The sequence below is a fragment of the Pseudomonas rhizophila genome, assembly GCF_003033885.1.
In the GTDB taxonomy this organism is placed as follows: domain Bacteria; phylum Pseudomonadota; class Gammaproteobacteria; order Pseudomonadales; family Pseudomonadaceae; genus Aquipseudomonas; species Aquipseudomonas rhizophila.
The window spans coordinates 843,724-863,653 of sequence record NZ_CP024081.1; the positions used below are offsets into that span (position 1 = coordinate 843,724).

General features: G+C 59.8%; 17 protein-coding genes and 1 pseudogene. 14 read left to right on the forward strand and 4 right to left on the reverse strand.

What is annotated here, in order from left to right; translation table 11 throughout:
• Window positions 1-59 precede the first annotated feature (59 nt).
• The 5 genes from CRX69_RS03885 (at window position 60) to ispD (ending at window position 5,143) form a co-directional block, all read left to right on the forward strand.
• On the forward strand, window positions 60-1,691 hold the full coding sequence (locus CRX69_RS03885) for a CTP synthase (RefSeq protein ID WP_047227576.1): 1,632 nt from the start codon (window positions 60-62) through the stop codon (window positions 1,689-1,691).
• Window positions 1,692-1,695: 4 nt separating this feature from the next.
• On the forward strand, window positions 1,696-2,541 hold the full coding sequence (kdsA, locus tag CRX69_RS03890; protein ID WP_047227577.1) for a 3-deoxy-8-phosphooctulonate synthase: 846 nt from the start codon (window positions 1,696-1,698) through the stop codon (window positions 2,539-2,541).
• Window positions 2,542-2,700: 159 nt separating this feature from the next.
• Window positions 2,701-3,990, forward strand: a complete 1,290-nt coding sequence (gene eno, locus CRX69_RS03895; protein WP_047227578.1) for a phosphopyruvate hydratase — start codon at window positions 2,701-2,703, stop codon at window positions 3,988-3,990.
• A gap of 170 nt (window positions 3,991-4,160) precedes the next feature.
• Window positions 4,161-4,439 carry a cell division protein FtsB gene (gene ftsB, locus CRX69_RS03900; RefSeq protein WP_047227579.1) on the forward strand — a complete coding sequence of 93 codons (279 nt, stop codon included), beginning with the start codon at window positions 4,161-4,163 and terminating at the stop codon, window positions 4,437-4,439.
• Window positions 4,436-5,143: a 2-C-methyl-D-erythritol 4-phosphate cytidylyltransferase gene (ispD, locus tag CRX69_RS03905; protein WP_047227580.1), complete on the forward strand. Its 708-nt coding sequence runs from the start codon at window positions 4,436-4,438 to the stop codon at window positions 5,141-5,143. The genes ftsB and ispD overlap by 4 nt, the downstream gene beginning before the upstream one ends.
• A 135-nt stretch (window positions 5,144-5,278) precedes the next feature.
• Here ispD and CRX69_RS03910 read toward each other — a convergent pair whose 3' ends face one another.
• Window positions 5,279-6,175 (reverse strand): LysR substrate-binding domain-containing protein, encoded by an 897-nt coding sequence (locus CRX69_RS03910; protein WP_047227581.1) that lies wholly within the window; start codon window positions 6,173-6,175, stop codon window positions 5,279-5,281.
• Window positions 6,176-6,282: 107 nt separating this feature from the next.
• Between CRX69_RS03910 and CRX69_RS03915 the strand changes: the two genes are divergently transcribed.
• From CRX69_RS03915 to rpoS, 8 genes are all read left to right on the forward strand, one after another.
• Window positions 6,283-7,395: an S-(hydroxymethyl)glutathione dehydrogenase/class III alcohol dehydrogenase gene (locus CRX69_RS03915; protein WP_107321577.1), complete on the forward strand. Its 1,113-nt coding sequence runs from the start codon at window positions 6,283-6,285 to the stop codon at window positions 7,393-7,395.
• Between the two features lie 8 nt (window positions 7,396-7,403).
• On the forward strand, window positions 7,404-8,252 hold the full coding sequence (fghA, locus tag CRX69_RS03920; protein WP_047227582.1) for an S-formylglutathione hydrolase: 849 nt from the start codon (window positions 7,404-7,406) through the stop codon (window positions 8,250-8,252).
• A 93-nt stretch (window positions 8,253-8,345) separates the two neighbouring features.
• Entirely contained in the window at window positions 8,346-8,819 is a 474-nt protein-coding gene (gene ispF / locus CRX69_RS03925; RefSeq protein ID WP_047227583.1) for a 2-C-methyl-D-erythritol 2,4-cyclodiphosphate synthase, read from the forward strand.
• Window positions 8,816-9,874 carry a tRNA pseudouridine(13) synthase TruD gene (truD, locus tag CRX69_RS03930; RefSeq protein WP_047227584.1) on the forward strand — a complete coding sequence of 353 codons (1,059 nt, stop codon included), beginning with the start codon at window positions 8,816-8,818 and terminating at the stop codon, window positions 9,872-9,874. The genes ispF and truD overlap by 4 nt, the downstream gene beginning before the upstream one ends.
• Window positions 9,862-10,611, forward strand: coding sequence for a 5'/3'-nucleotidase SurE (surE, locus tag CRX69_RS03935; RefSeq protein ID WP_047227585.1), 750 nt, complete (start codon window positions 9,862-9,864; stop codon window positions 10,609-10,611). The genes truD and surE overlap by 13 nt, the downstream gene beginning before the upstream one ends.
• Window positions 10,612-10,652: 41 nt before the next feature.
• A complete protein-coding gene (locus CRX69_RS03940; RefSeq protein WP_171061419.1) occupies window positions 10,653-11,288 on the forward strand; it encodes a protein-L-isoaspartate(D-aspartate) O-methyltransferase in 636 nt (211 codons plus the stop codon).
• A 226-nt stretch (window positions 11,289-11,514) separates the two neighbouring features.
• Window positions 11,515-12,360 (forward strand): peptidoglycan DD-metalloendopeptidase family protein, encoded by an 846-nt coding sequence (locus CRX69_RS03945; protein ID WP_047227587.1) that lies wholly within the window; start codon window positions 11,515-11,517, stop codon window positions 12,358-12,360.
• A gap of 106 nt (window positions 12,361-12,466) precedes the next feature.
• Window positions 12,467-13,474, forward strand: a complete 1,008-nt coding sequence (rpoS, locus tag CRX69_RS03950) for an RNA polymerase sigma factor RpoS (RefSeq protein WP_047227588.1) — start codon at window positions 12,467-12,469, stop codon at window positions 13,472-13,474.
• A 496-nt stretch (window positions 13,475-13,970) separates the two neighbouring features.
• Here rpoS and fdxA read toward each other — a convergent pair whose 3' ends face one another.
• The 3 genes and pseudogenes from fdxA to CRX69_RS03965 form a co-directional block, all read right to left on the reverse strand.
• Entirely contained in the window at window positions 13,971-14,294 is a 324-nt protein-coding gene (fdxA, locus tag CRX69_RS03955) for a ferredoxin FdxA (protein WP_076386173.1), read from the reverse strand.
• A gap of 142 nt (window positions 14,295-14,436) precedes the next feature.
• A complete protein-coding gene (gene mutS / locus CRX69_RS03960; protein ID WP_107321578.1) occupies window positions 14,437-17,016 on the reverse strand; it encodes a DNA mismatch repair protein MutS in 2,580 nt (859 codons plus the stop codon).
• Window positions 17,017-17,697: 681 nt separating this feature from the next.
• Window positions 17,698-18,051 (reverse strand): annotated as a pseudogene (locus tag CRX69_RS03965) (DUF6124 family protein); the annotation flags it as partial.
• Window positions 18,052-18,831: 780 nt separating this feature from the next.
• On the opposite strand from CRX69_RS03965, the gene CRX69_RS03975 reads away from it, so the two are divergent.
• Entirely contained in the window at window positions 18,832-19,566 is a 735-nt protein-coding gene (locus CRX69_RS03975; RefSeq protein ID WP_047230040.1) for a LexA family transcriptional regulator, read from the forward strand.
• Window positions 19,567-19,930: the final 364 nt, after the last annotated feature.

The window sequence follows — 19,930 nt, forward strand, 5'->3', positions numbered from 1 at the left end:
CCTTCCTTCGCTTTCCCCGGCGGCTCGGACCGCTTTAACGCAGACTTCTAGGGTTTTTCATGACGCGCTACATATTCGTCACGGGCGGTGTTGTTTCTTCATTGGGGAAAGGCATTGCCTCGGCTTCATTGGCGGCCATCCTGGAGGCGCGGGGACTTAAGGTCACCATGCTCAAGCTGGACCCGTACATCAACGTCGACCCGGGCACCATGAGCCCGTTCCAGCACGGTGAAGTGTTCGTCACCCACGACGGCGCCGAGACCGACCTGGACCTGGGCCACTACGAGCGGTTCATCCGCACGACCATGACCCAGAACAACAACTTCACCACCGGCCGTGTCTACGAGCACGTGCTGCGCAAAGAGCGCCGTGGTGATTACCTGGGGGCGACCATCCAGGTCATCCCGCACATCACCGACGAAATCAAGCGCCGCATCATCAAGGGTGCCGGCGACGCCGACGTGGCGATGGTCGAAATCGGCGGCACTGTGGGTGACATCGAGTCCCAGCCGTTCCTCGAAGCCATCCGCCAGTTGCGTTTCGAAATCGGCGCCAAGCGCGCGATGCTGATGCACCTGACCCTGGTTCCGTACATCGCCACCGCTGGCGAAACCAAGACCAAGCCCACCCAGCACTCGGTCAAGGAACTGCGTTCCATCGGCCTGCAGCCGGATGTGCTGATCTGCCGCTCCGATCATCCGATCGATATTTCTTCGCGGCGCAAGATCGCCCAGTTCACCAACGTTGAAGAGCGTGCGGTGATCGGCCTGGAAGACGCTGACACCATCTACAAGATCCCGGGCATCCTGCACTCCCAGGGCCTGGACGATTTCGTCGTCGAGCGTTTCGGCTTGCAGTGCGCCAGCGCCGACCTGTCCGAATGGGAAGCGGTGGTCGATGCCAAGCTCAACCCGGAACACGAAGTCACCATCGCCATGGTCGGCAAGTACATGGAGCTGCTGGATGCCTACAAGTCGCTGATCGAGGCGATGAGTCACGCCGGTATCAGCAACCGTACCAAGGTCAACCTGCGCTATATCGACTCTGAAGACATCGAGAACCAGGGCACCGGTCTGCTCGAAGGCGCCGATGCGATCCTCGTGCCGGGCGGCTTTGGCCTGCGGGGCGTGGAAGGCAAGATCACCGCTGTTCAATACGCTCGCGAAAACAAGGTGCCTTACCTGGGCATCTGCCTGGGCATGCAAGTGGCGGTCATTGAGTTCGCCCGTAACGTGATGGGCTGGAAGGACGCCAACTCCACCGAATTCGATCGCGCCAGCGGTCACCCGGTCGTGGGCCTGATCACCGAGTGGGAAGATGCCACCGGCGCCGTGGAAGTACGCACCGAAGCCTCCGACCTGGGCGGCACCATGCGTCTCGGTGCCCAGGAATGCCTGCTTGAAGCCGGCTCCAAGGTGCACGATTGCTACGCCAAGGACGTGATCGTCGAGCGTCACCGCCATCGCTACGAAGTGAACAACAACCTGCTGCCGCAACTGATCGAGGCCGGCCTGAAAATCTCCGGTCGTTCCGGTGACGGCGCGCTGGTGGAGGTGGTCGAAGCCCCGGATCATCCATGGTTCGTTGCTTGCCAGTTCCACCCCGAGTTCACCTCGACGCCTCGGGACGGCCACCCGCTGTTCAGTGGTTTCGTGAAAGCCGCTTTGGCTCAACACCAGAAGAAGGCATAAAACGATGGCCCAGAAGATCATTCGCGTCGGCGACATCGAGATTGCCAACGACAAGCCCATGGTGCTGTTCGGCGGCATGAACGTACTGGAAAGCCGCGACATGGCGATGCAGGTCTGCGAGGAGTACGTGAAGGTCACCCAGAAGCTGGGCATCCCTTATGTCTTCAAGGCCAGTTTCGACAAGGCCAATCGCTCGTCCGTGACCTCTTACCGTGGCCCGGGCCTGGAAGAGGGCATGCGCATCTTCCAGGACATCAAGCAAGCCTTCGGCGTGCCGATCATCACCGACGTCCACGAGCCTGCCCAGGCCGCAGTGGTCGCTGAGGTCTGCGACATCATCCAGCTGCCGGCCTTCCTGTCGCGCCAGACCGACCTGGTGGTCGCGATGGCCAAGACCGGTGCGGTGATCAACATCAAGAAAGCCCAGTTCCTCGCGCCCCAGGAAATGAAGCACATCCTGAGCAAGTGCGAAGAGGCCGGCAATGACCAGTTGATCCTCTGCGAGCGTGGTTCGAGCTTCGGCTACAACAACCTGGTGGTGGACATGCTTGGTTTCGGCATCATGAAGCAGTTCGAATACCCGGTGTTCTTCGACGTGACCCACGCGCTGCAAATGCCCGGTGGTCGTTCCGATTCCGCAGGGGGGCGTCGCGCCCAGGTCACCGACCTGGCCAAGGCCGGCATGAGCCAGTCCCTGGCAGGTCTGTTCCTCGAGGCCCACCCGGACCCGGACAATGCCAAGTGTGACGGCCCTTGTGCCTTGCGCTTGAACAAGCTGGAACCCTTCTTGTCTCAGCTCAAGGCGTTGGACGAACTGGTCAAGAGTTTTCCGACGATAGAAACCGCGTAACGCGGTTTTCTCCGGTAAAGTACCGCTCGATTATCGCTCTGGCCCGCTGGCCGCACTGCTTTTGTGGGAGCATGGCTTGCCAGCGATGACGTCCTTCGGGACCGTCGTCGGCAAGCCTTACTGTTACAGCGTTTCGTCAACTTTGGAGTGTTTACAACAATGGCAAAAATCGTCGACATCAAAGGTCGTGAAGTTCTCGACTCCCGTGGCAACCCCACTGTTGAAGCGGACGTGCTTCTCGACAACGGTATCATCGGCAGCGCCTGCGCGCCGTCCGGTGCTTCCACTGGCTCGCGCGAAGCGCTGGAGCTGCGTGATGGCGACAAGAGCCGTTACCTGGGCAAGGGCGTGCTCAAAGCCGTCGCCAACATCAACGGTCCGATCCGTGACCTGTTGCTGGGCAAGGATCCTGCCGACCAGAAAGCCCTCGATCACGCGATGATCAAGCTCGACGGTACCGAAAACAAAGCCACCCTGGGCGCCAACGCGATCCTCGCCGTGTCCCTGGCCGCTGCCAAGGCTGCCGCCCAGGACCAGGACCTGCCGCTGTACGCACACATCGCCAACCTCAACGGTACCCCGGGTGTCTACTCGATGCCGGTGCCGATGATGAACATCATCAACGGTGGCGAGCACGCCGATAACAACGTCGACATCCAGGAATTCATGGTCCAGCCAGTGGGCGCCAAGTCCTTCTCCGAAGGCCTGCGCATGGGCACCGAGATTTTCCATCACCTCAAGGCTGTGCTGAAGGCCCGTGGCCTGAGCACTGCCGTTGGCGACGAAGGCGGTTTCGCACCGAACCTGGCGTCCAACGAAGACGCGCTGAAAGTGATCTCCGAAGCCGTGGCCAACGCCGGTTACAAATTGGGCACCGACGTGACCCTGGCCCTGGACTGCGCGGCCAGTGAGTTCTTCGAAGACGGCAAGTACAACCTGTCCGGTGAAGGCCAGGTGTTCACCGCCGAAGGTTTTGCCGACTACCTCAAGGGCCTGACCGAGCGCTACCCGATCATCTCCATCGAAGATGGCCTGGACGAGTCCGACTGGGCCGGCTGGAAAATCCTCACCGACAAGATTGGCGAAAAAACCCAGCTGGTGGGCGACGACCTGTTCGTCACCAACACCAAGATCCTGAAAGAAGGCATCGACAAGAAGATCGCCAACTCGATCCTGATCAAGTTCAACCAGATCGGCACCCTGACCGAAACCCTGGAAGCCATCCAGATGGCCAAGGCCGCCGGCTACACTGCCGTGATCTCCCACCGCTCCGGCGAAACCGAAGATTCGACCATTGCCGACCTGGCCGTGGGCACTGCGGCAGGCCAGATCAAGACCGGTTCGCTGTGCCGTTCCGATCGCGTCTCCAAGTACAACCAACTGCTGCGTATTGAAGAGCAGTTGAACGGCAAGGCCAAGTACAACGGTCGTGCCGAGTTTCGCGGTTAAGCGGTAGATGGTAAAAAGACACCGGATGATGTCAAAAAAGTCGCAATAGCGGCGGTTTTGCCTCTAATCTGATGCCTTATCAAGCACAAGCCTGGTTTTTCCAGGCTTCGTGCTATCAGACGCTTCAAAGTGTGGCATGGCTGTCTTTTTCACTGGAAACCTGAGATTCGATGCGCAGTCCCAATTGGTTGTTTCTTGTCTTGCTCCTGTTGCTGGCTGGCCTGCAGTACCGCCTTTGGGTGGGTAATGGCAGCCTGGCGCAAGTGGCGGACCTGACTCAGCAGATTGCCGAACAGCATGCCGAAAACGAGGCGTTGCTGGAGCGTAACCGGGTGATGGACGCCGAAGTCAGTGAACTGAAAAAAGGCATGGAGACCGTTGAAGAGCGGGCTCGCCATGAACTGGGCATGGTTAAAGAGGGCGAAACCCTCTACCAGTTGGCCCAATGAGTATCCGTTTGCCGGCCTTCTGGGCCGTGATTCCTGCCGCGGGCGTTGGCGCCCGTATGGCTGCGGACCGTCCCAAGCAATACCTGCAACTGGGCGGACGCACAATTCTCGAACACAGCCTTGGCTGTTTCCTCGATCATCCGACCGTAAAAGGCGTGGTGGTCAGTATTGCACACGATGACCCTTATTGGCCGACCCTGGCCTGTGCCAGCGATACACGCATCCAGCGCGTGGACGGTGGCGAACAACGTTCGGATTCGGTGCTCAATGCCTTGCTGCATCTTCACGGACAGGGTGCCGATGATCACGACTGGGTCTTGGTGCACGACGCCGCCCGGCCCAACCTGGCCCGGGACGATCTGGACACATTGCTCAGGGAACTGGTGAATGATCCGGTCGGCGGCCTCCTGGCTGTGCCGGCGCGTGACACCCTCAAGCGAGTCGACAAGCACGGCCGTGTAGTGGAAACCGTTGACCGCAGCGTCATCTGGCAAGCCTACACGCCGCAAATGTTTCGTCTCGGAGCCCTGCACCGGGCCCTGGCTGACAGCCTGGTGGCCGATGCCATGATTACCGACGAAGCGTCCGCCATGGAATGGGCGGGGCAAGCGCCACGCCTGATCGAAGGGCGGGCCGATAACCTCAAGGTCACACGCCCTGAAGATCTGGAGTGGTTGCGCCAGCGTTGGGCGAATCGCCATTAAGTGGAATCGCCATCGCGAGCAGGCTCGCTCCCACAAGGGACTTTGGCTGTACACAAAATTTGTAGCCGCTGAAGATCCAGTGTGGGAGCGAGCCTGCTCGCGATAGCAATCGCTCAGGTCACATGAAAACCAGTGTTACCCCCGATACTCCGGCCGCTGCGCCAACCCCTCCTTCAAGTAATCCACCAACTTGCGCACCTTCGGCGACAAATGCCGTTGCTGCGGATACAACGCCCACACCGCTGTATTCGGCGGCTGGTGAGCCTCTAACAGCGATATCAACGCCCCGCTGTGCAAATGCTCCAACACGTAGTAATCCGGCAACTGACACAATCCCACTCCTTGCAAAGCCGCATCCAGCACCGCCTGCCCGCTGTTACAACGCCAGTTTCCCTGCACTCGTTGGGAAAATTCCCGCCCGTTCTGCTCCAGTTGCCAGAGGTCGGAGCTGCCGATCAGGCAGTTGTGGCGGCTCAATTCCGACAAGCTATGGGGGCGACCGTAGCGCTCCAGGTAGGACGCCGATGCGCACAGGTACATGCGCCGTGGCGCCAGGCGCGTGGCAACCAGGCGCGAGTCCTGCAAACGGCCCAGGCGAATCGCCAGGTCCAGGCCTTCGTGAACCAGATCGAGGGGGCGGTTGCTCAGTTCGATGTCCACCCGCAATTGCGGATAAAGCGTCATGAACCGTGTCACCAGCGGCACAATGAACCGCTCGCCGTAGGCCACGGCACAGGTCATGCGCAACATGCCTTTGGGTTCGCTGGTGAGGTCGCCCACCGCCCGCAGTGCTTCTTCGCGTCCGTCCTGTAGGCGCTGGCAATGCTGCAAGAACGTCTGGCCGGCCTCGGTCAGAGTGACCCGGCGGGTACTGCGATACAGCAGTCGTGTCTGCAGACGCTCTTCAAGCCGTACGATTTGTCGACTGATGTGGGAAGACGAAACCCCCAGGCGTTCGGCGGCGGCGGTGAATTGGCTGCATTCGGCCACGGCGACGAATTCGTCAATGCCCTCCCAGCGGTTATCGGACATGAATGATTATCCCTGTGCAGCAATAATGTTTTGCTTTTGGTTGGATTATTCATCGTCCGGTGAGGGATTACACTCCCTGTCTTGTTTTTATTTGCTGGAGACTCCCCATGATCAAGTCACGCGCGGCCGTTGCCTTCGAGGCCAAGAAACCCCTGGAAATCGTTGAAGTCGACGTCGCCATGCCCAAGGCGGGCGAAGTGTTGCTGCGCGTGGTGGCCTCGGGTGTCTGCCACACCGATGCCTACACCTTGTCGGGCGCCGACCCGGAAGGGATCTTCCCGTCGATCCTCGGCCATGAAGGCGGCGCTATTGTCGAGGCCATCGGCGAAGGCGTGACGTCGGTGGCGGTGGGCGATCACGTCATTCCGCTGTACACGCCGGAATGCGGGCAGTGCAAGTTCTGTAAGTCGGGCAAGACCAACCTGTGTCAGGCGATTCGCGCCACCCAAGGCAAAGGCTTGATGCCAGATGGCACCTCGCGCTTTTCCTACAAGGGTGAGACGATTTTCCACTACATGGGGACCTCGACGTTCTCCGAATACACCGTATTGCCAGAAATTTCCGTGGCGAAAATCCCCAAAGAAGCGCCGCTGGAAAAAGTCTGCCTGCTGGGTTGCGGCGTCACCACCGGTATCGGCGCGGTCCTCAACACCGCCAAGGTCAAGCCGGGTGACACCTTGGCGATCTTCGGCCTGGGCGGCATTGGCCTGTCGGCGGTGATTGGTGCGGTGAAAGCCAAGGCATCGCGCATCATTGCCATCGACATCAACCCGGCCAAGTTCGAAATCGCCAAGCAACTGGGTGCCACCGATTGCGTCAACCCGAAGGATTTCGACCGTCCGATCCAGGAAGTCATCGTCGACATGACGGACGGCGGCGTGGACTTTTCCTTCGAGTGCATCGGCAATGTGCAGTTGATGCGCGCCGCATTGGAATGCTGCCACAAGGGCTGGGGCGAGTCGGTGATCATCGGTGTGGCCGGGGCCGGCCAGGAAATCGCCACCCGTCCATTCCAGTTGGTGACCGGGCGCGTCTGGCGCGGTTCGGCGTTTGGCGGCGTGCGCGGGCGCAGCGAATTGCCAAGCTACGTGGAAATGGCCGAGAAGGGCGAGATTCCGCTGGATACCTTCATCACCCACACCATGGGCCTGGAGGATATCAACAAGGCGTTTGACCTGATGCATGAAGGCAAGAGCATCCGTACCGTTATTCATTTCTGAGGTCGGTCATGAGCCTTGAAAACATTTCCTGCCAGAAAAGCTTCGGCGGCTGGCACAAGCGTTACCGGCATCGTTCCGAAGTGCTTGGTTGTGACATGGTGTTTGCCGTGTACCTGCCGCCCCAGGCCGAGCAGGGCGGTAAGTTGCCTGTGGTGTATTGGTTGTCCGGATTGACCTGCACCGACGAGAACTTCATGCAAAAGGCCGGCGCCCAGCGCATGGCTGCCGAGCTGGGCCTGATTATTGTCGCGCCGGACACCAGCCCGCGCGGCGCCGACGTGCCGGGCGATCCGGACGGTGCCTGGGACTTTGGCCTGGGTGCGGGGTTTTATCTGAACGCCACGCAGGAACCGTGGGCGCGGCACTATCGGATGCATGACTATGTGGTGCAGGAATTGCCGGCCTTGGTCGAAGCGCATTTCCCGGCCTCGGATAAGCGCGGCATCAGTGGTCACTCCATGGGTGGCCACGGCGCGCTGGTCTGCGCTTTGCGTAACCCAGGGCGTTACCGCTCGGTGTCGGCGTTTTCGCCGATCAACAATCCGATGGATTGCCCGTGGGGCCAGAAGGCGTTTTCTCGTTATCTGGGGGAAGACCGCTCGAAGTGGCGTGAGTGGGATGCCTGTGCATTGATCGCCGAAGCTGGCGAAAAGCTGCCGTTGCTGGTGGATCAGGGCGATCGCGATGATTTCCTGGCCAACCAGCTCAAGCCCGAAGCCTTGCAGCAAGCGGCCAAGGCTGCCGGTCATCCGTTGGAGCTGCGCCTGCAACCGGGCTACGACCACAGCTACTTCTTCATCGCCAGCTTCATTGAGGATCACTTGCAACATCATGCCCACGCTTTAGGGGGCTCTTAGTCTGTTTCCCCTTGGCGAGGGAGCTAATTGAGGGCGCTCCCCACGCTGAATGCAGGTAGAATCACGCCCTGACAAAAATCGGGGCGTTTTTTTATGCGTATTGGCCACGGCTACGATGTTCACCGTTTCGCTGAAGGCGACTTCATTACTCTGGGCGGCGTGCGTATTGCACACAGCTTCGGGCTGCTCGCGCATTCTGACGGTGACGTCCTGCTGCACGCCTTGAGCGACGCCTTGCTTGGCGCGGCTGCGCTGGGGGATATTGGCAGACATTTCCCCGACACCGACCCGCAGTTCAAGGGCGCCGACAGCCGGGTGCTGCTGCGCCACGTGGTCTCGCTGATCCACGCCAAGGGCTGGAAAGTCGGCAATGTCGATAACACCATCGTCGCCCAGGCGCCAAAAATGGCGCCACACATCGAAACGATGCGTCGGTTGATTGCCGAGGACCTGCAAGTTGAGCTGGACCAGGTCAACGTGAAAGCCACCACCACCGAGAAACTTGGTTTCGTCGGTCGCGAAGAAGGCATTGCCGTTCATAGCGTTGCCTTGTTGCTGCGCCCATGACCGAACTGGAACTATTAGGCCCCCGTGCCTACGGCGAGTCGCTGGGCAGCGCAGTACTCAAGGCCACTGCTGAAGATTTTCAGGTCGACGAAGTGCTCGACATCCCGCTCACGGGCGAAGGCGAGCACTTATGGATCTGGGTTGAAAAACGCGGTTTGAACACTGAAGAGGCGGCCCGGCGAATTGCCAAGGCCGCCGGCGTATCGTTGCGCACCGTCAGTTATGCCGGTCTCAAGGACCGCCAGGCGCTGACCCGCCAGTGGTTCAGCGTCCAGTTGCCGGGCAAGGCCGACCCGGACCTGTCGGCGGCGGAAAACGAAACGCTGAAGATCCTCAAGACCGGTCGCCATAAACGCAAGCTGCAACGCGGCGCGCACTCGGCCAATGGCTTTACTTTGCGCCTGACCCAGTTCAAGGGCGATCCAGCGGCGATCGATGCGCGTCTGCAACAGATCGCCCGTCTGGGCATTCCCAATTATTTCGGCGCCCAGCGCTTCGGGCATGACGGCGGTAACCTCGTCGATGCCCGCGCCTGGGCGGCGCGCAAGGCTTTGCCGGAACAGCGCAATGTGCGTTCGCGGCTGTTGTCCACCGCCCGCAGTTTTCTCTTCAACCGGGTGTTGGCGGCTCGGGTGGCCGATGGCACCTGGCAGCACGCGCAGGTGGGCGACTTGCTGGCCTTCACCGACAGCCGCAGTTTTTTCCCCGCCGGCGAGGCCGAGTGCAGTGACCCACGCCTAGCGATTCTCGACCTGCACCCCACCGGGCCGCAGTGGGGCGAGGGACCTTCGCCTGCCGCCGGCGCGGTCCATGATCTGGAGCAGGCCATCGCCGAGGCGGAGGCCGATCTGCGCGACTGGTTGATAAACGCGGGAATGAGTCACGAACGTCGCATCCTGCGACTGCCCATTGGCGGCCTGTCGTGGCATTATCCCTCGCCTGACATTCTGCAACTGGAATTCGTCCTGCCGGCCGGATGTTTCGCCACTGTCTTGGTGCGCGAACTCGTCGATCTGGTGCCGGTGGGGCAGACGGACAGCCCATGCGTATTCTGATTTCTAACGACGACGGGGTGACAGCACCCGGCCTTGCCGCGCTTTATGCTGCGCTGGCGGATTTTGCCGAATGCGTGGTCATCGCCCCGGACCAGGACAAAAGCGGCGCCAGCAGTTCGCTGACGCTCGACCGACCATTGCACCCGTGCTATCTGGATAATGGTTTCATCAGCCTCAACGGCACCCCCACCGACTGCGTGCACCTGGGCCTCAACGGCTTGCTGGAGCGCGAGCCGGACATGGTGGTTTCGGGCATCAACCTGGGGGCCAACCTGGGGGATGACGTGCTTTATTCCGGCACCGTGGCCGCCGCCCTTGAGGGCCGTTTCCTCGGGCATCCGTCGTTTGCCTTTTCGTTTGTTTCGCGGCAAGTCGATAATCTGCCTACTGCCGCCTACTTCGCTCGCAAGTTGGTCGAGGCCCATGGCGAGCTGGACCTGCCACCGCGCACGGTGCTGAACGTGAATATTCCGAACCTGCCACTGGATCACATCCGAGGCATCCAGCTCACTCGCCTGGGTCATCGCGCCCGCGCGGCCAAACCCATGCAGGTGGTCGATCCCCGGGGCAAGGCTGGTTACTGGATCGCCGCCGCCGGTGATGCCGAGGATGGCGGGCCGGGCACCGATTTTCATGCAGTGATGCAAGGCTATGTCTCGATAACGCCGTTGCAGCTGGATCGGACCTTCAACGATGCTTTTCGAACGCTCGATGGCTGGCTGGAGGGGCTGCGCTGATGGCTCGCGAGCAAGACGATATACTGCGCCGCGGAATCGGCATGACCTCCCAGCGTACCCGGGAGCGCCTGATTCAACGGCTCTATGAAGAAGGCCTTTCCAACGCTCAGGTGCTGGAAGTGATTCGCCGCACCCCACGGCATTTGTTCGTCGATGAAGCCTTGGCCCATCGCGCCTACGAAGACACCGCATTGCCGATCGGCCACAACCAGACCATTTCCCAGCCTTATATGGTGGCCCGCATGAGCGAGTTGCTGCTGGAGGCGGGGCCGCTGGACAAGGTGCTGGAGATTGGCACCGGTTCGGGTTACCAGACGGCGGTGTTGTCGCAGCTGGTGGAGCGGGTGTTTTCCGTGGAGCGGATCAAGGTGCTGCAGGATCGCGCCAAGGAACGCCTGGTGGAACTGAACCTGCGCAATGTGGTGTTTCGCTGGGGCGATGGCTGGGAAGGCTGGCCGGCCCTGGCACCTTATAACGGCATCATCGTGACCGCCGTTGCCACTGATGTGCCCCAGGCCTTGCTGGATCAACTGGCCCCCGGCGGCCGGTTGGTCATTCCGGTGGGGGCTGGTGAAGTCCAGCAGTTGATGCTGATCGTGCGCGAAGAACAGGGTTTTTCACGTCACGTGCTGGGGGCGGTTCGGTTTGTTCCGTTGCTTAACGGGCCATTGGCCTGAGCATTTATAAACAGACGCTGAATTCCGTGGCGTGGGTTGTGTCTTACACCGGCGCTGATCAATTAACCGTTGATTGGTTAAACGGATTGCAACGGCGTCGAGCAAACGTGTGCGGCAGCGCCTCGAGCTTCATTAATAGAGGTGGGGTTGCGGCCAGCTGTATTTGTAATACCGTTGCCTGCACAGGCAGTTTCCAATTTTTCAACCACCACAAAGGGAGCGGCGGGTGAGTCTCACAGTCATTGCGCAGCGTATGGGTATCACGAGCTTTCAGCGCCTGGTGACTGGCCTTGTCTTGAGTACCTTGCTGGTCGGTTGCTCCAGTACCCCGTCGGGTAACGTCCGGGTTGTCGATCGCACCAACGCAACGCCTCAACGTCCTACAGTAACGACCGGTCAGTATGTAGTCCGTCGCGGTGATACGCTGTTTTCCATCGCTTTTCGCTATGGCTGGGACTACAAAGCGCTCGCAGCGCGAAACAACATTCCTGCGCCTTATACGATTCATCCGGGTCAGAGAATTCGCTTTGATGGGCGCAGTGGTTCAACGCCTACCGCGGTGGTGACTCAGTCCGGTTCGACGGCTTCGTCGTCGAGTAGAACCACGGTGATTCAACGTCCGGTCGGTGCCGCAACGGCAACAGTACCGTCCGTCGCGAGCAAACCGACACCTGCTCCTACCCCCGCGCCAGGCCCCAGCCCGAGCGGCTGGGGATGGCCTTCTAATGGCGTTCTTATTGGAAAATTCTCTTCAAACGGTAGTTTGAATAAAGGAATTGATATCGCCGGGGATTTGGGACAGCCTGTTTTAGCCGCGTCTGATGGCACGGTTGTGTACGCCGGGAGTGGTTTAAGGGGCTACGGCGAACTCGTGATCATCAAACACAGCGATACCTACGTCAGTGCCTACGGTCACAACCGCAGGCTGTTGGTTCGGGAGGGGCAGCAGGTCAAGGTCGGGCAAAAAATTGCCGAAATGGGATCAACGGGAACGGACCGGGTGAAACTGCATTTTGAGATTCGCCGACAAGGTAAGCCAGTCGATCCGCTGCAATTCCTGCCACGTCGTTGATTTGATTGTCAGCCTGTTCCGTCACGTAGAGGGAACAGGCTCCAGCGTTGCCAAGGATAAAGGCGTCGCTTGAGCTTGAGGTCGAACTCACCAAAGGACTATAACAATGGCTCTCAGTAAAGAAGTGCCGGAGTTTGACATCGACGATGAGGTTCTCCTTATGGAGACCGGCATCGCTATGGATTCGATGTCGAATGATGAAGGGGCGACTCCACCTTCCGTTCGTGCCAAATCCAGACACTCCGCTTCGCTTAAACAACATAAGTACATCGACTACACACGGGCGCTGGACGCCACTCAGCTGTACCTCAACGAAATCGGCTTCTCGCCGCTGCTCTCCCCCGAGGAAGAAGTTCATTTTGCGCGTCTGTCGCAAAGTGGCGACCCGGCCGGGCGAAAACGCATGATTGAAAGCAACCTGCGCCTGGTGGTGAAAATCGCCCGACGCTACGTCAATCGTGGCCTATCGCTGCTGGACCTGATCGAAGAGGGTAACCTGGGGCTGATTCGCGCTGTCGAGAAATTCGACCCCGAGCGAGGCTTCCGTTTCTCGACCTACGCGACCTGGTGGATTCGCCAGACCATCGAGCGGGCGATCATGAATCAGACCCGGACCATCCGGTTGCCGATCCATGTGGTCAAGGAGCTGAACGTCTACCTGCGGGCTGCCCGTGAACTCACCCAAAAGCTCGACCACGAACCCTCACCCGAAGAGATCGCCAACCTGCTGGAGAAACCGGTGGGCGAGGTCAAGCGCATGCTTGGGCTCAACGAGCGGGTTTCTTCGGTTGATGTCTCGCTGGGGCCGGACTCGGATAAGACCCTGCTGGACACGCTCACCGATGACCGACCTACCGACCCGTGCGAACTGCTCCAGGACGATGACTTGTCCCAGAGCATCGACCAGTGGCTCTCGGAGCTCACGGACAAGCAACGGGAAGTGGTGATTCGCCGCTTCGGCTTGCGCGGTCATGAAAGCAGCACCCTTGAAGATGTGGGCCTGGAAATTGGGCTGACCCGTGAGCGGGTCAGGCAGATTCAGGTCGAAGGCCTTAAACGTCTTCGGGAGATCCTGGAGAAGAACGGCCTGTCGAGCGAGTCGTTGTTCCAATAACGGGAACGCACGCGTAATAAGAAAAGCCCCGACTGGTTCGGGGCTTTTTCGTTTCTTTGGCGGCTGTTGCAGCGCTTACTCTGTTTGCCGGCTTGGCGTGTAAGCTTTTGCCTAGTGTTGCGTAAGCGTTTGGTTTCCCGTCGAAGGGATAGACGACTATAAAGGCCGTCGTATTTTTCGTATGTTGTTGATATATAGCTATATTTTTATGTATTTCAGTCCTGTGACGAGGCACGGCGACGGCGTTTGGCCAATTGCACTCGCTGGGGAAAATACTAATATCAGTCCTGTGTCGACGGACAGACACACCTGTCACGGACGATGGGGAAGGAAGGACATCGCAGGATGCGATTCATCAGGACGATGAAAAGGATCAAAGGGATTAGGGAAAAAATGTGGGCGGGTCAAACCGCCCCTTTTTTTTGCCTGCGATTTATTGAATCCGAGAAAACAAAAAGGCCCGCAAGGGGCCTTTTTCAACGAGCGCAGGGTGATATCAGCGTTCGAGGTCTTTGAGCTTGTCTGGTTTGCCATCCCACTCTTTGGCGTCTGGCAACTCGTCTTTCTTTTCGGTGATGTTTGGCCAGATGTCCGCCAGTTCAGCGTTCAGCTCGATGAAGTTCTCCATGCCGGCCGGCACTTCGTCTTCCGAGAAGATGGCATTCGCCGGGCATTCCGGTTCACACAGGGCGCAATCGATGCACTCGTCCGGGTGAATGACCAGGAAGTTCGGCCCTTCGTAAAAGCAGTCCACCGGACAGACTTCTACGCAGTCGGTGTACTTGCACTTGATGCAGTTGTCGGTGACGACGAAGGTCATTTCTAATTCTCTCCTCAGGCGGCGGCAGCGGAACCCCTTCACGGTGGGCTCGCCAGGTTCGGGAGCGATAGTCTGCGGACCAGGCTAATAGTCCGCAGCATCCCAAACCGCGCGAGATTCTACCAGCTTGAACGCCAGTGCGTTAGATCCGTGTCTTCAATGAATAAAGCAATTCAAGTGCCCGACGTGGCGTCAGGTCGTCCAGATCCACTTTGGCCAGTTCATCAAGCACCGGATGCGGCAGGCTGGCGAACAGGTCGCTCTGCTGCGGAGCCGCCGGTTTGCCTTTGCTCGGACGCGGTGTTTCGTGGGGCAGGCTGGTGGTTTCCAGACGGCTCAGGTGCTCGCGCGCACGGCTGATCACTTCGCTGGGTACGCCGGCCAGTTGCGCTACCGCCAGGCCGTAGCTCTGGCTGGCCGGGCCGGGCAGTACATGGTGCAGGAACACGATGCGCTCGTTGTGCTCGGTGGCATTGAGATGCACGTTAGCCACCAGCGGCTGGCTTTCCGGCAGTACGGTGAGTTCGAAATAGTGGGTGGCAAACAGGGTGTACGCCCGCAGGTGCGCCAGCCGTTCGGCCGCTGCCCAAGCCAGGGACAGGCCGTCGAAGGTGCTGGTGCCGCGTCCGACCTCGTCCATCAGCACCAGGCTGCGTTCGGTGGCGTTGTGCAGGATGTTCGCGGTTTCGCTCATTTCCACCATGAAGGTCGAACGCCCGCCGGCCAGGTCATCGCTGGAACCGATGCGGGTAAAGATCCGGTCCACCAGGGACAATTCGCAACTGGCTGCCGGCACGAAACTGCCAATGTGGGCCAGCAGCACGATCAAGGCGGTCTGACGCATGTAGGTGGATTTACCGCCCATGTTCGGACCGGTGATCACCAGCATGCGGGTGTTGTCATCCAGGCTCAGGTCGTTGGCCACGAACGGCGTGGTCAATACCTGCTCAACCACCGGGTGACGACCCTGGGTGATGCGCATGCACGGCTCGCTGACAAACCGCGGGCAGTTGAGGTCCAGGTTCAGCGCGCGTTCGGCCAGGTTGCTCAGCACGTCCAGCTCCGCCAAGGCGCCGGCGGTGTCCTGCAGCGGCGGCAGTTGGCTGATCAAGTCTTCGAGCAGCGCCTCATAGAGCATCTTTTCCCGGGCCAGGGCACGGCTCTTGGCCGACAACGCCTTGTCTTCGAACGCCTTGAGTTCCGGGGTGATGAAACGCTCGGCGCCTTTGAGCGTCTGGCGACGAATGTAGTCAGCCGGCGCCTGTTCGGCCTGTTTGCTCGGCAATTCGATGAAGTAACCGTGGATACGGTTGTAACCGACCTTGAGGTTGGCCAGGCCGGTACGGGCTTTTTCCCGGGCTTCGAGGTCGATCAGGAACTGCCCGGCGTTCTCGCTCAGCGATTGCAACTCGTCGAGTTCGGCGTCGTAGCCGGTTTTCAGCACACCGCCGTCACGGATCACCGCTGGCGGGTTGTCGATAATGGCTTTTTCCAGCAGCGCGGCCAGCTCCGGGTAAGTGCTGGTGGTGCGCGCCAGTTGTTGCAGGTGCGGCGCTTCCAGGTCGGTCATCGCCACCTGAAGCTCGGGCAGGGCGCCGAGGGCATCGCGCAGGCGCGCCAGGTCACGGGGGCGGGCGTTGCGCAGGCCGATACGCGCCAGGATCCGCTCGATGTCCCCGATTTCCTTGAGCTGCGGTTGCAACTGCTCGAAGCGATAACGATCCAGCAGGCAGGTAATGGAGCTCTGACGCGCCAGCAGCACCGTCAGGTCTCGCAGCGGACGGTTCAGCCAACGGGTCAGCAGACGGCTGCCCATGGCGGTCTGGCAGCGATCGACCACCGATTGCAGGGTGTTGTCGCGCCCGCCGGCCAGGTTGGTGTCCAGTTCCAGATTGCGTCGGCTCGCGCCGTCCAGCACCACGGTGTCATCCAGGCGCTCATGACGCAGGCTGCGCAAGTGGGGCAGGGTGGTGCGCTGGGTTTCCTTGGCGTAAGCCAGCAGGCAGCCGGCCGCGCCGATGGCCAGGGTCAGGTTTTCGCAACCGAAGCCTTTAAGGTCCTGAGTGGAGAACTGCTGGCAGAGACTTTTCAGCGCCGAGTCGCGCTCAAAATCCCACGGCGCCCGGCGCCGAACGCCACGGCGTTTTTCCGCCGGCAGGTCTTTGGGCCAGTCATCCGGGATCAGTAATTCCACCGGATTGACCCGCTCCAGCTCCGCCAGCAGATTTTCCCAGCCCTTGATTTCCAGCACCGAGAAATTGCCGCTGGTGATGTCCAGCACCGCCAGGCCGAACAGGCGCTCATCGCCCAGCACGGCGGCGATCAGGTTGTCCCGGCGTTCATCCAGCAAGGCTTCATCACTGACCGTACCCGGCGTGATGATCCGTACGACTTGGCGTTCCACCGGCCCTTTACTGGTGGCCGGGTCGCCGACCTGCTCGCAGATCACCACCGACTCGCCGAGCTTGACCAGCTTGGCCAGGTAACCTTCCGCCGCGTGGTAAGGAATCCCACACATCGGAATCGCCATGCCCGCCGATTGCCCACGCGCCGTCAGGGTGATGTCCAATAGCTTGGCGGCCTTCTTCGCGTCCTCGTAGAAGATCTCGTAGAAGTCGCCCATGCGGTAGAACATCAGCTGATCGGGGTGCTGATTCTTCAGGCGCCAGTATTGTTGCATCATTGGCGTGTGGCTGGAGAGGTCGTTTACGGCTGTATTCATGGGTGTCAGGGAGGCTCGTTGAAAGGTGTGGGGCAAAAGGAGGGGCATTGGCCCGGCTTTTCCGCGATGGGCGCAAGGTTAACATGGGCGGTCTGGTGCGACCCATATGTGAGTGGTTTTTGGGGTTGGGTGTATCGGGGGGGTGTATATCCGTTGCTGCGGTAACGGCTGCTTATGGTTCCGCCCTTACGGCGGCTCACTTTTGAGAAGCGCAAAAGTAAGCAAAACGCTTTTGCCCCACCACTTGGCACCTCGCCTAGGCTCGGTGTGCCCTCACTCCGGCATTGCTCCGTGGGCCCGCCGCGAAGGACCATCCATGGTCCAGCGCGGCTATCCCGGCATCCATGCCGGGATACCCACTACGCAATACCTGCGTTCGGCCATCGTGGTTAACGGGGCGCCGAGATCAACGTCCACCGCGAGGCGGCCTGACAGCCGGCCTGGTTCTTGGTGGGTTCGCGTTTCTCCTGTGGGAGCGAGCCTGCTCGCGAAGGCGGTCTGACAGCCGGCCTGGTGCTCTGGCTGTACGCCGATCCAATTGTGGGAGCGAGCCTGCTCGCGATGACGGCTGCCAATACAACTTAGTTGTAACTGGACTACCGCTATCGCGAGCAAGCTCGCTCCCACAGTGATTACTCGGGCTTCTCTTAGGTCTCGGCTTGCATCATGAATGCCTACCTCGGGCTCAACCACATCCAGCGTCCGATTCGCCAGCAACTGCCCCAGTTCGATCATCTGCTGGACCCCCAGCGCGATATGCCGTCGCGAGCCCTCCAGGTCGAATGCCAGATCACTGACCATGGCGTTGGCCGAGGCCAGGGTTTCGCTGAGGTTGGCGAGCAGGCACTCGGCGTCGATGTTCGGAGCGATGACGTAAAGGGTATCGAGTGTGTCGGATGTTTCTTTGTCGGCTGGCGGCTTGAGGTAGTAGTCCAGAGCGCGGGTGGCGGCTTCGTCGAGTTTTTTGGCTTTGGCCGATTGGGTGCGGGCGATGTGATCGTCTGAGGTTGGGGGATTTGGAGTGTTCTTGAACATGCTTTTGGATCCTTGAGGTTGAGCCACCGCTCACTCGCGACTAAACGAGGGGGGGCAGCTGTACGCAGGTTAGTCGACCGGGGATCCAAGGAACCGGCGCGCCCGAGGGCGCCCTGCGCACAGCCACCATCAAGTGCAGGAATGGGGATACCTGACTGAATGGAGCAATGAGCACCTTGGAATACCGAGCGACTAAACCCGATCACTGATGGGCAGTGACGGGATCAAAAGTACTAATTGGATCCAAGGTGGACAAGCCGGCGGATTCTGGCGCAGTTGTAGGCAGAGGCGCAAGGCGACGTAGCCCGGCCTCGCAAATTTGAAGGAGGCAGATCGGGCGGTTTCCCAAGAGGTTGTAGGGGTTTTTCCAAGTGCCGACAATAGCTGACACCAGCCCAGCGCGTTAGGGCCGCCTGCATCGGTGTTGAATGTGCCGCCGTCATCGCGAGCAGGCTCGCTCCCACAGTTTTACCGAGTCGTTCACGGACCTCGCATACACCCCAAATCCCCTGTGGGAGCGAGCCTGCTAGCGAAAGCGGTGGATCAGCTTGCATTGATGTTGAATGTGCTGTGGTCTTCGCGAGCAGGCTCGCTCCCACAGTTTTACCGAGTCGTTCACAGACCTCGCATACACCCCAAATCCCCTGTGAGAGCGAGCCTGCTCGCGATAGCGCTGGGTCAGCTTGCATTGATGTTGGACGGAAACACTTCACCATCGATATGCACACTTATGCAAAACAGCATTTGTCTTCTGCAAAAAGAACCCGCATCATGCGCGTTATGCAAAAACGCAACGTTTCTACCGTATTAAGGGCACTGCTCGATCAGCACGGGATCTCCCCCACGGAGCTTCACCGTCGTACCGGCGTGCCTCAGTCAACCCTGTCGCGGATTCTCAGTGGCAAGATTGTCGATCCTTCGGATAAACACATCTCGAAGATCGCCGAATACTTTGCCGTGAGTACCGATCAGTTGCGCGGGCGCGCGGACATTGCGTCTGCCGGCCATCCGCGCCGCGACGAGCCGCATTCCGAACTCAAGGACATAAGCCTGTGGGATGACGACACCCCCGTCGAAGAAGACGAGGTGTCGGTCCCTTTTCTGCGTGAGGTTGAATTGGCTGCTGGATCAGGAAGATTCGTCATCGAGGAAAGCGAGCGCTCAAGCCTGCGCTTTGGCAAGCGCAGCCTGCGTCATAACGGCGTGCAGTTCGACCAGGCCAAATGCGTGACGGTACGCGGCAACAGCATGTTGCCAGTGCTGCGCGATGGCGCCACGGTCGGGGTGAACGCAGGCAAGTGCGGGATCGGCGACATCGTCGACGGCGATCTCTATGCCATCAACCACAACGGTCAACTGCGGGTAAAGCAGCTTTATCGTTTGCCCACCGGCATCCGTCTGCGCAGCTTCAACCGCGACGAGCATCCGGATGAGGACTACACCTTCCAGGACATGCAGGATGAGCAAATCGTCATCCTCGGCCACGTCTTCTGGTGGGGCATGTACGCCCGTTAACCCCTCCGCTGTCAGATAAAACCCGCCATCGTGCGGGTTTTTTTACGCCTGTGAAAATCCCCTGACCCCTGTGTTTGCTGGGCTTTATGCGCCTATGCATTCGATGCGCATAAATAAATGCATTTACGCATTGACTGTATATGCATTCATGCATATTCTGTGTCCAAGCCGCTCGACAAAGCGGCTGGCAACGAAGCTCTTTAGTTCCACCAACAGGCAGCGATGAACCGGCCTTAACGGTTCAGAGGGTTGGCAACTGACCCGGGTGTGCAGCGTAAAGCACCAGAAGCAGTTATCCGGCGGGCAGGGACCGCGGTCGGAAAAACAATTTGAATGGATCCGTACCGCGCCAGTCGCGCCGAAA

Bases quoted from the DNA above. Each gene is read 5' to 3' on its own strand.
- ftsB (WP_047227579.1), top strand. From the start codon at position 4,161: ATGCGCAGTCCCAATTGGTTGTTTCTTGTCTTGCTCCTGTTGCTGGCT.
- ispF (WP_047227583.1), top strand. From the start codon at position 8,346: ATGCGTATTGGCCACGGCTACGATGTTCACCGTTTCGCTGAAGGCGAC.
- eno (WP_047227578.1), top strand. From the start codon at position 2,701: ATGGCAAAAATCGTCGACATCAAAGGTCGTGAAGTTCTCGACTCCCGT.
- truD (WP_047227584.1), top strand. From the start codon at position 8,816: ATGACCGAACTGGAACTATTAGGCCCCCGTGCCTACGGCGAGTCGCTG.
- surE (WP_047227585.1), top strand. From the start codon at position 9,862: ATGCGTATTCTGATTTCTAACGACGACGGGGTGACAGCACCCGGCCTT.
- fghA (WP_047227582.1), top strand. From the start codon at position 7,404: ATGAGCCTTGAAAACATTTCCTGCCAGAAAAGCTTCGGCGGCTGGCAC.
- CRX69_RS03915 (WP_107321577.1), top strand. From the start codon at position 6,283: ATGATCAAGTCACGCGCGGCCGTTGCCTTCGAGGCCAAGAAACCCCTG.
- CRX69_RS03940 (WP_171061419.1), top strand. From the start codon at position 10,653: ATGACCTCCCAGCGTACCCGGGAGCGCCTGATTCAACGGCTCTATGAA.
- CRX69_RS03910 (WP_047227581.1), bottom strand. From the start codon at position 6,175: ATGTCCGATAACCGCTGGGAGGGCATTGACGAATTCGTCGCCGTGGCC.
- CRX69_RS03975 (WP_047230040.1), top strand. From the start codon at position 18,832: ATGCAAAAACGCAACGTTTCTACCGTATTAAGGGCACTGCTCGATCAG.
- CRX69_RS03885 (WP_047227576.1), top strand. From the start codon at position 60: ATGACGCGCTACATATTCGTCACGGGCGGTGTTGTTTCTTCATTGGGG.
- rpoS (WP_047227588.1), top strand. From the start codon at position 12,467: ATGGCTCTCAGTAAAGAAGTGCCGGAGTTTGACATCGACGATGAGGTT.
- fdxA (WP_076386173.1), bottom strand. From the start codon at position 14,294: ATGACCTTCGTCGTCACCGACAACTGCATCAAGTGCAAGTACACCGAC.
- kdsA (WP_047227577.1), top strand. From the start codon at position 1,696: ATGGCCCAGAAGATCATTCGCGTCGGCGACATCGAGATTGCCAACGAC.
- ispD (WP_047227580.1), top strand. From the start codon at position 4,436: ATGAGTATCCGTTTGCCGGCCTTCTGGGCCGTGATTCCTGCCGCGGGC.
- mutS (WP_107321578.1), bottom strand. From the start codon at position 17,016: ATGAATACAGCCGTAAACGACCTCTCCAGCCACACGCCAATGATGCAA.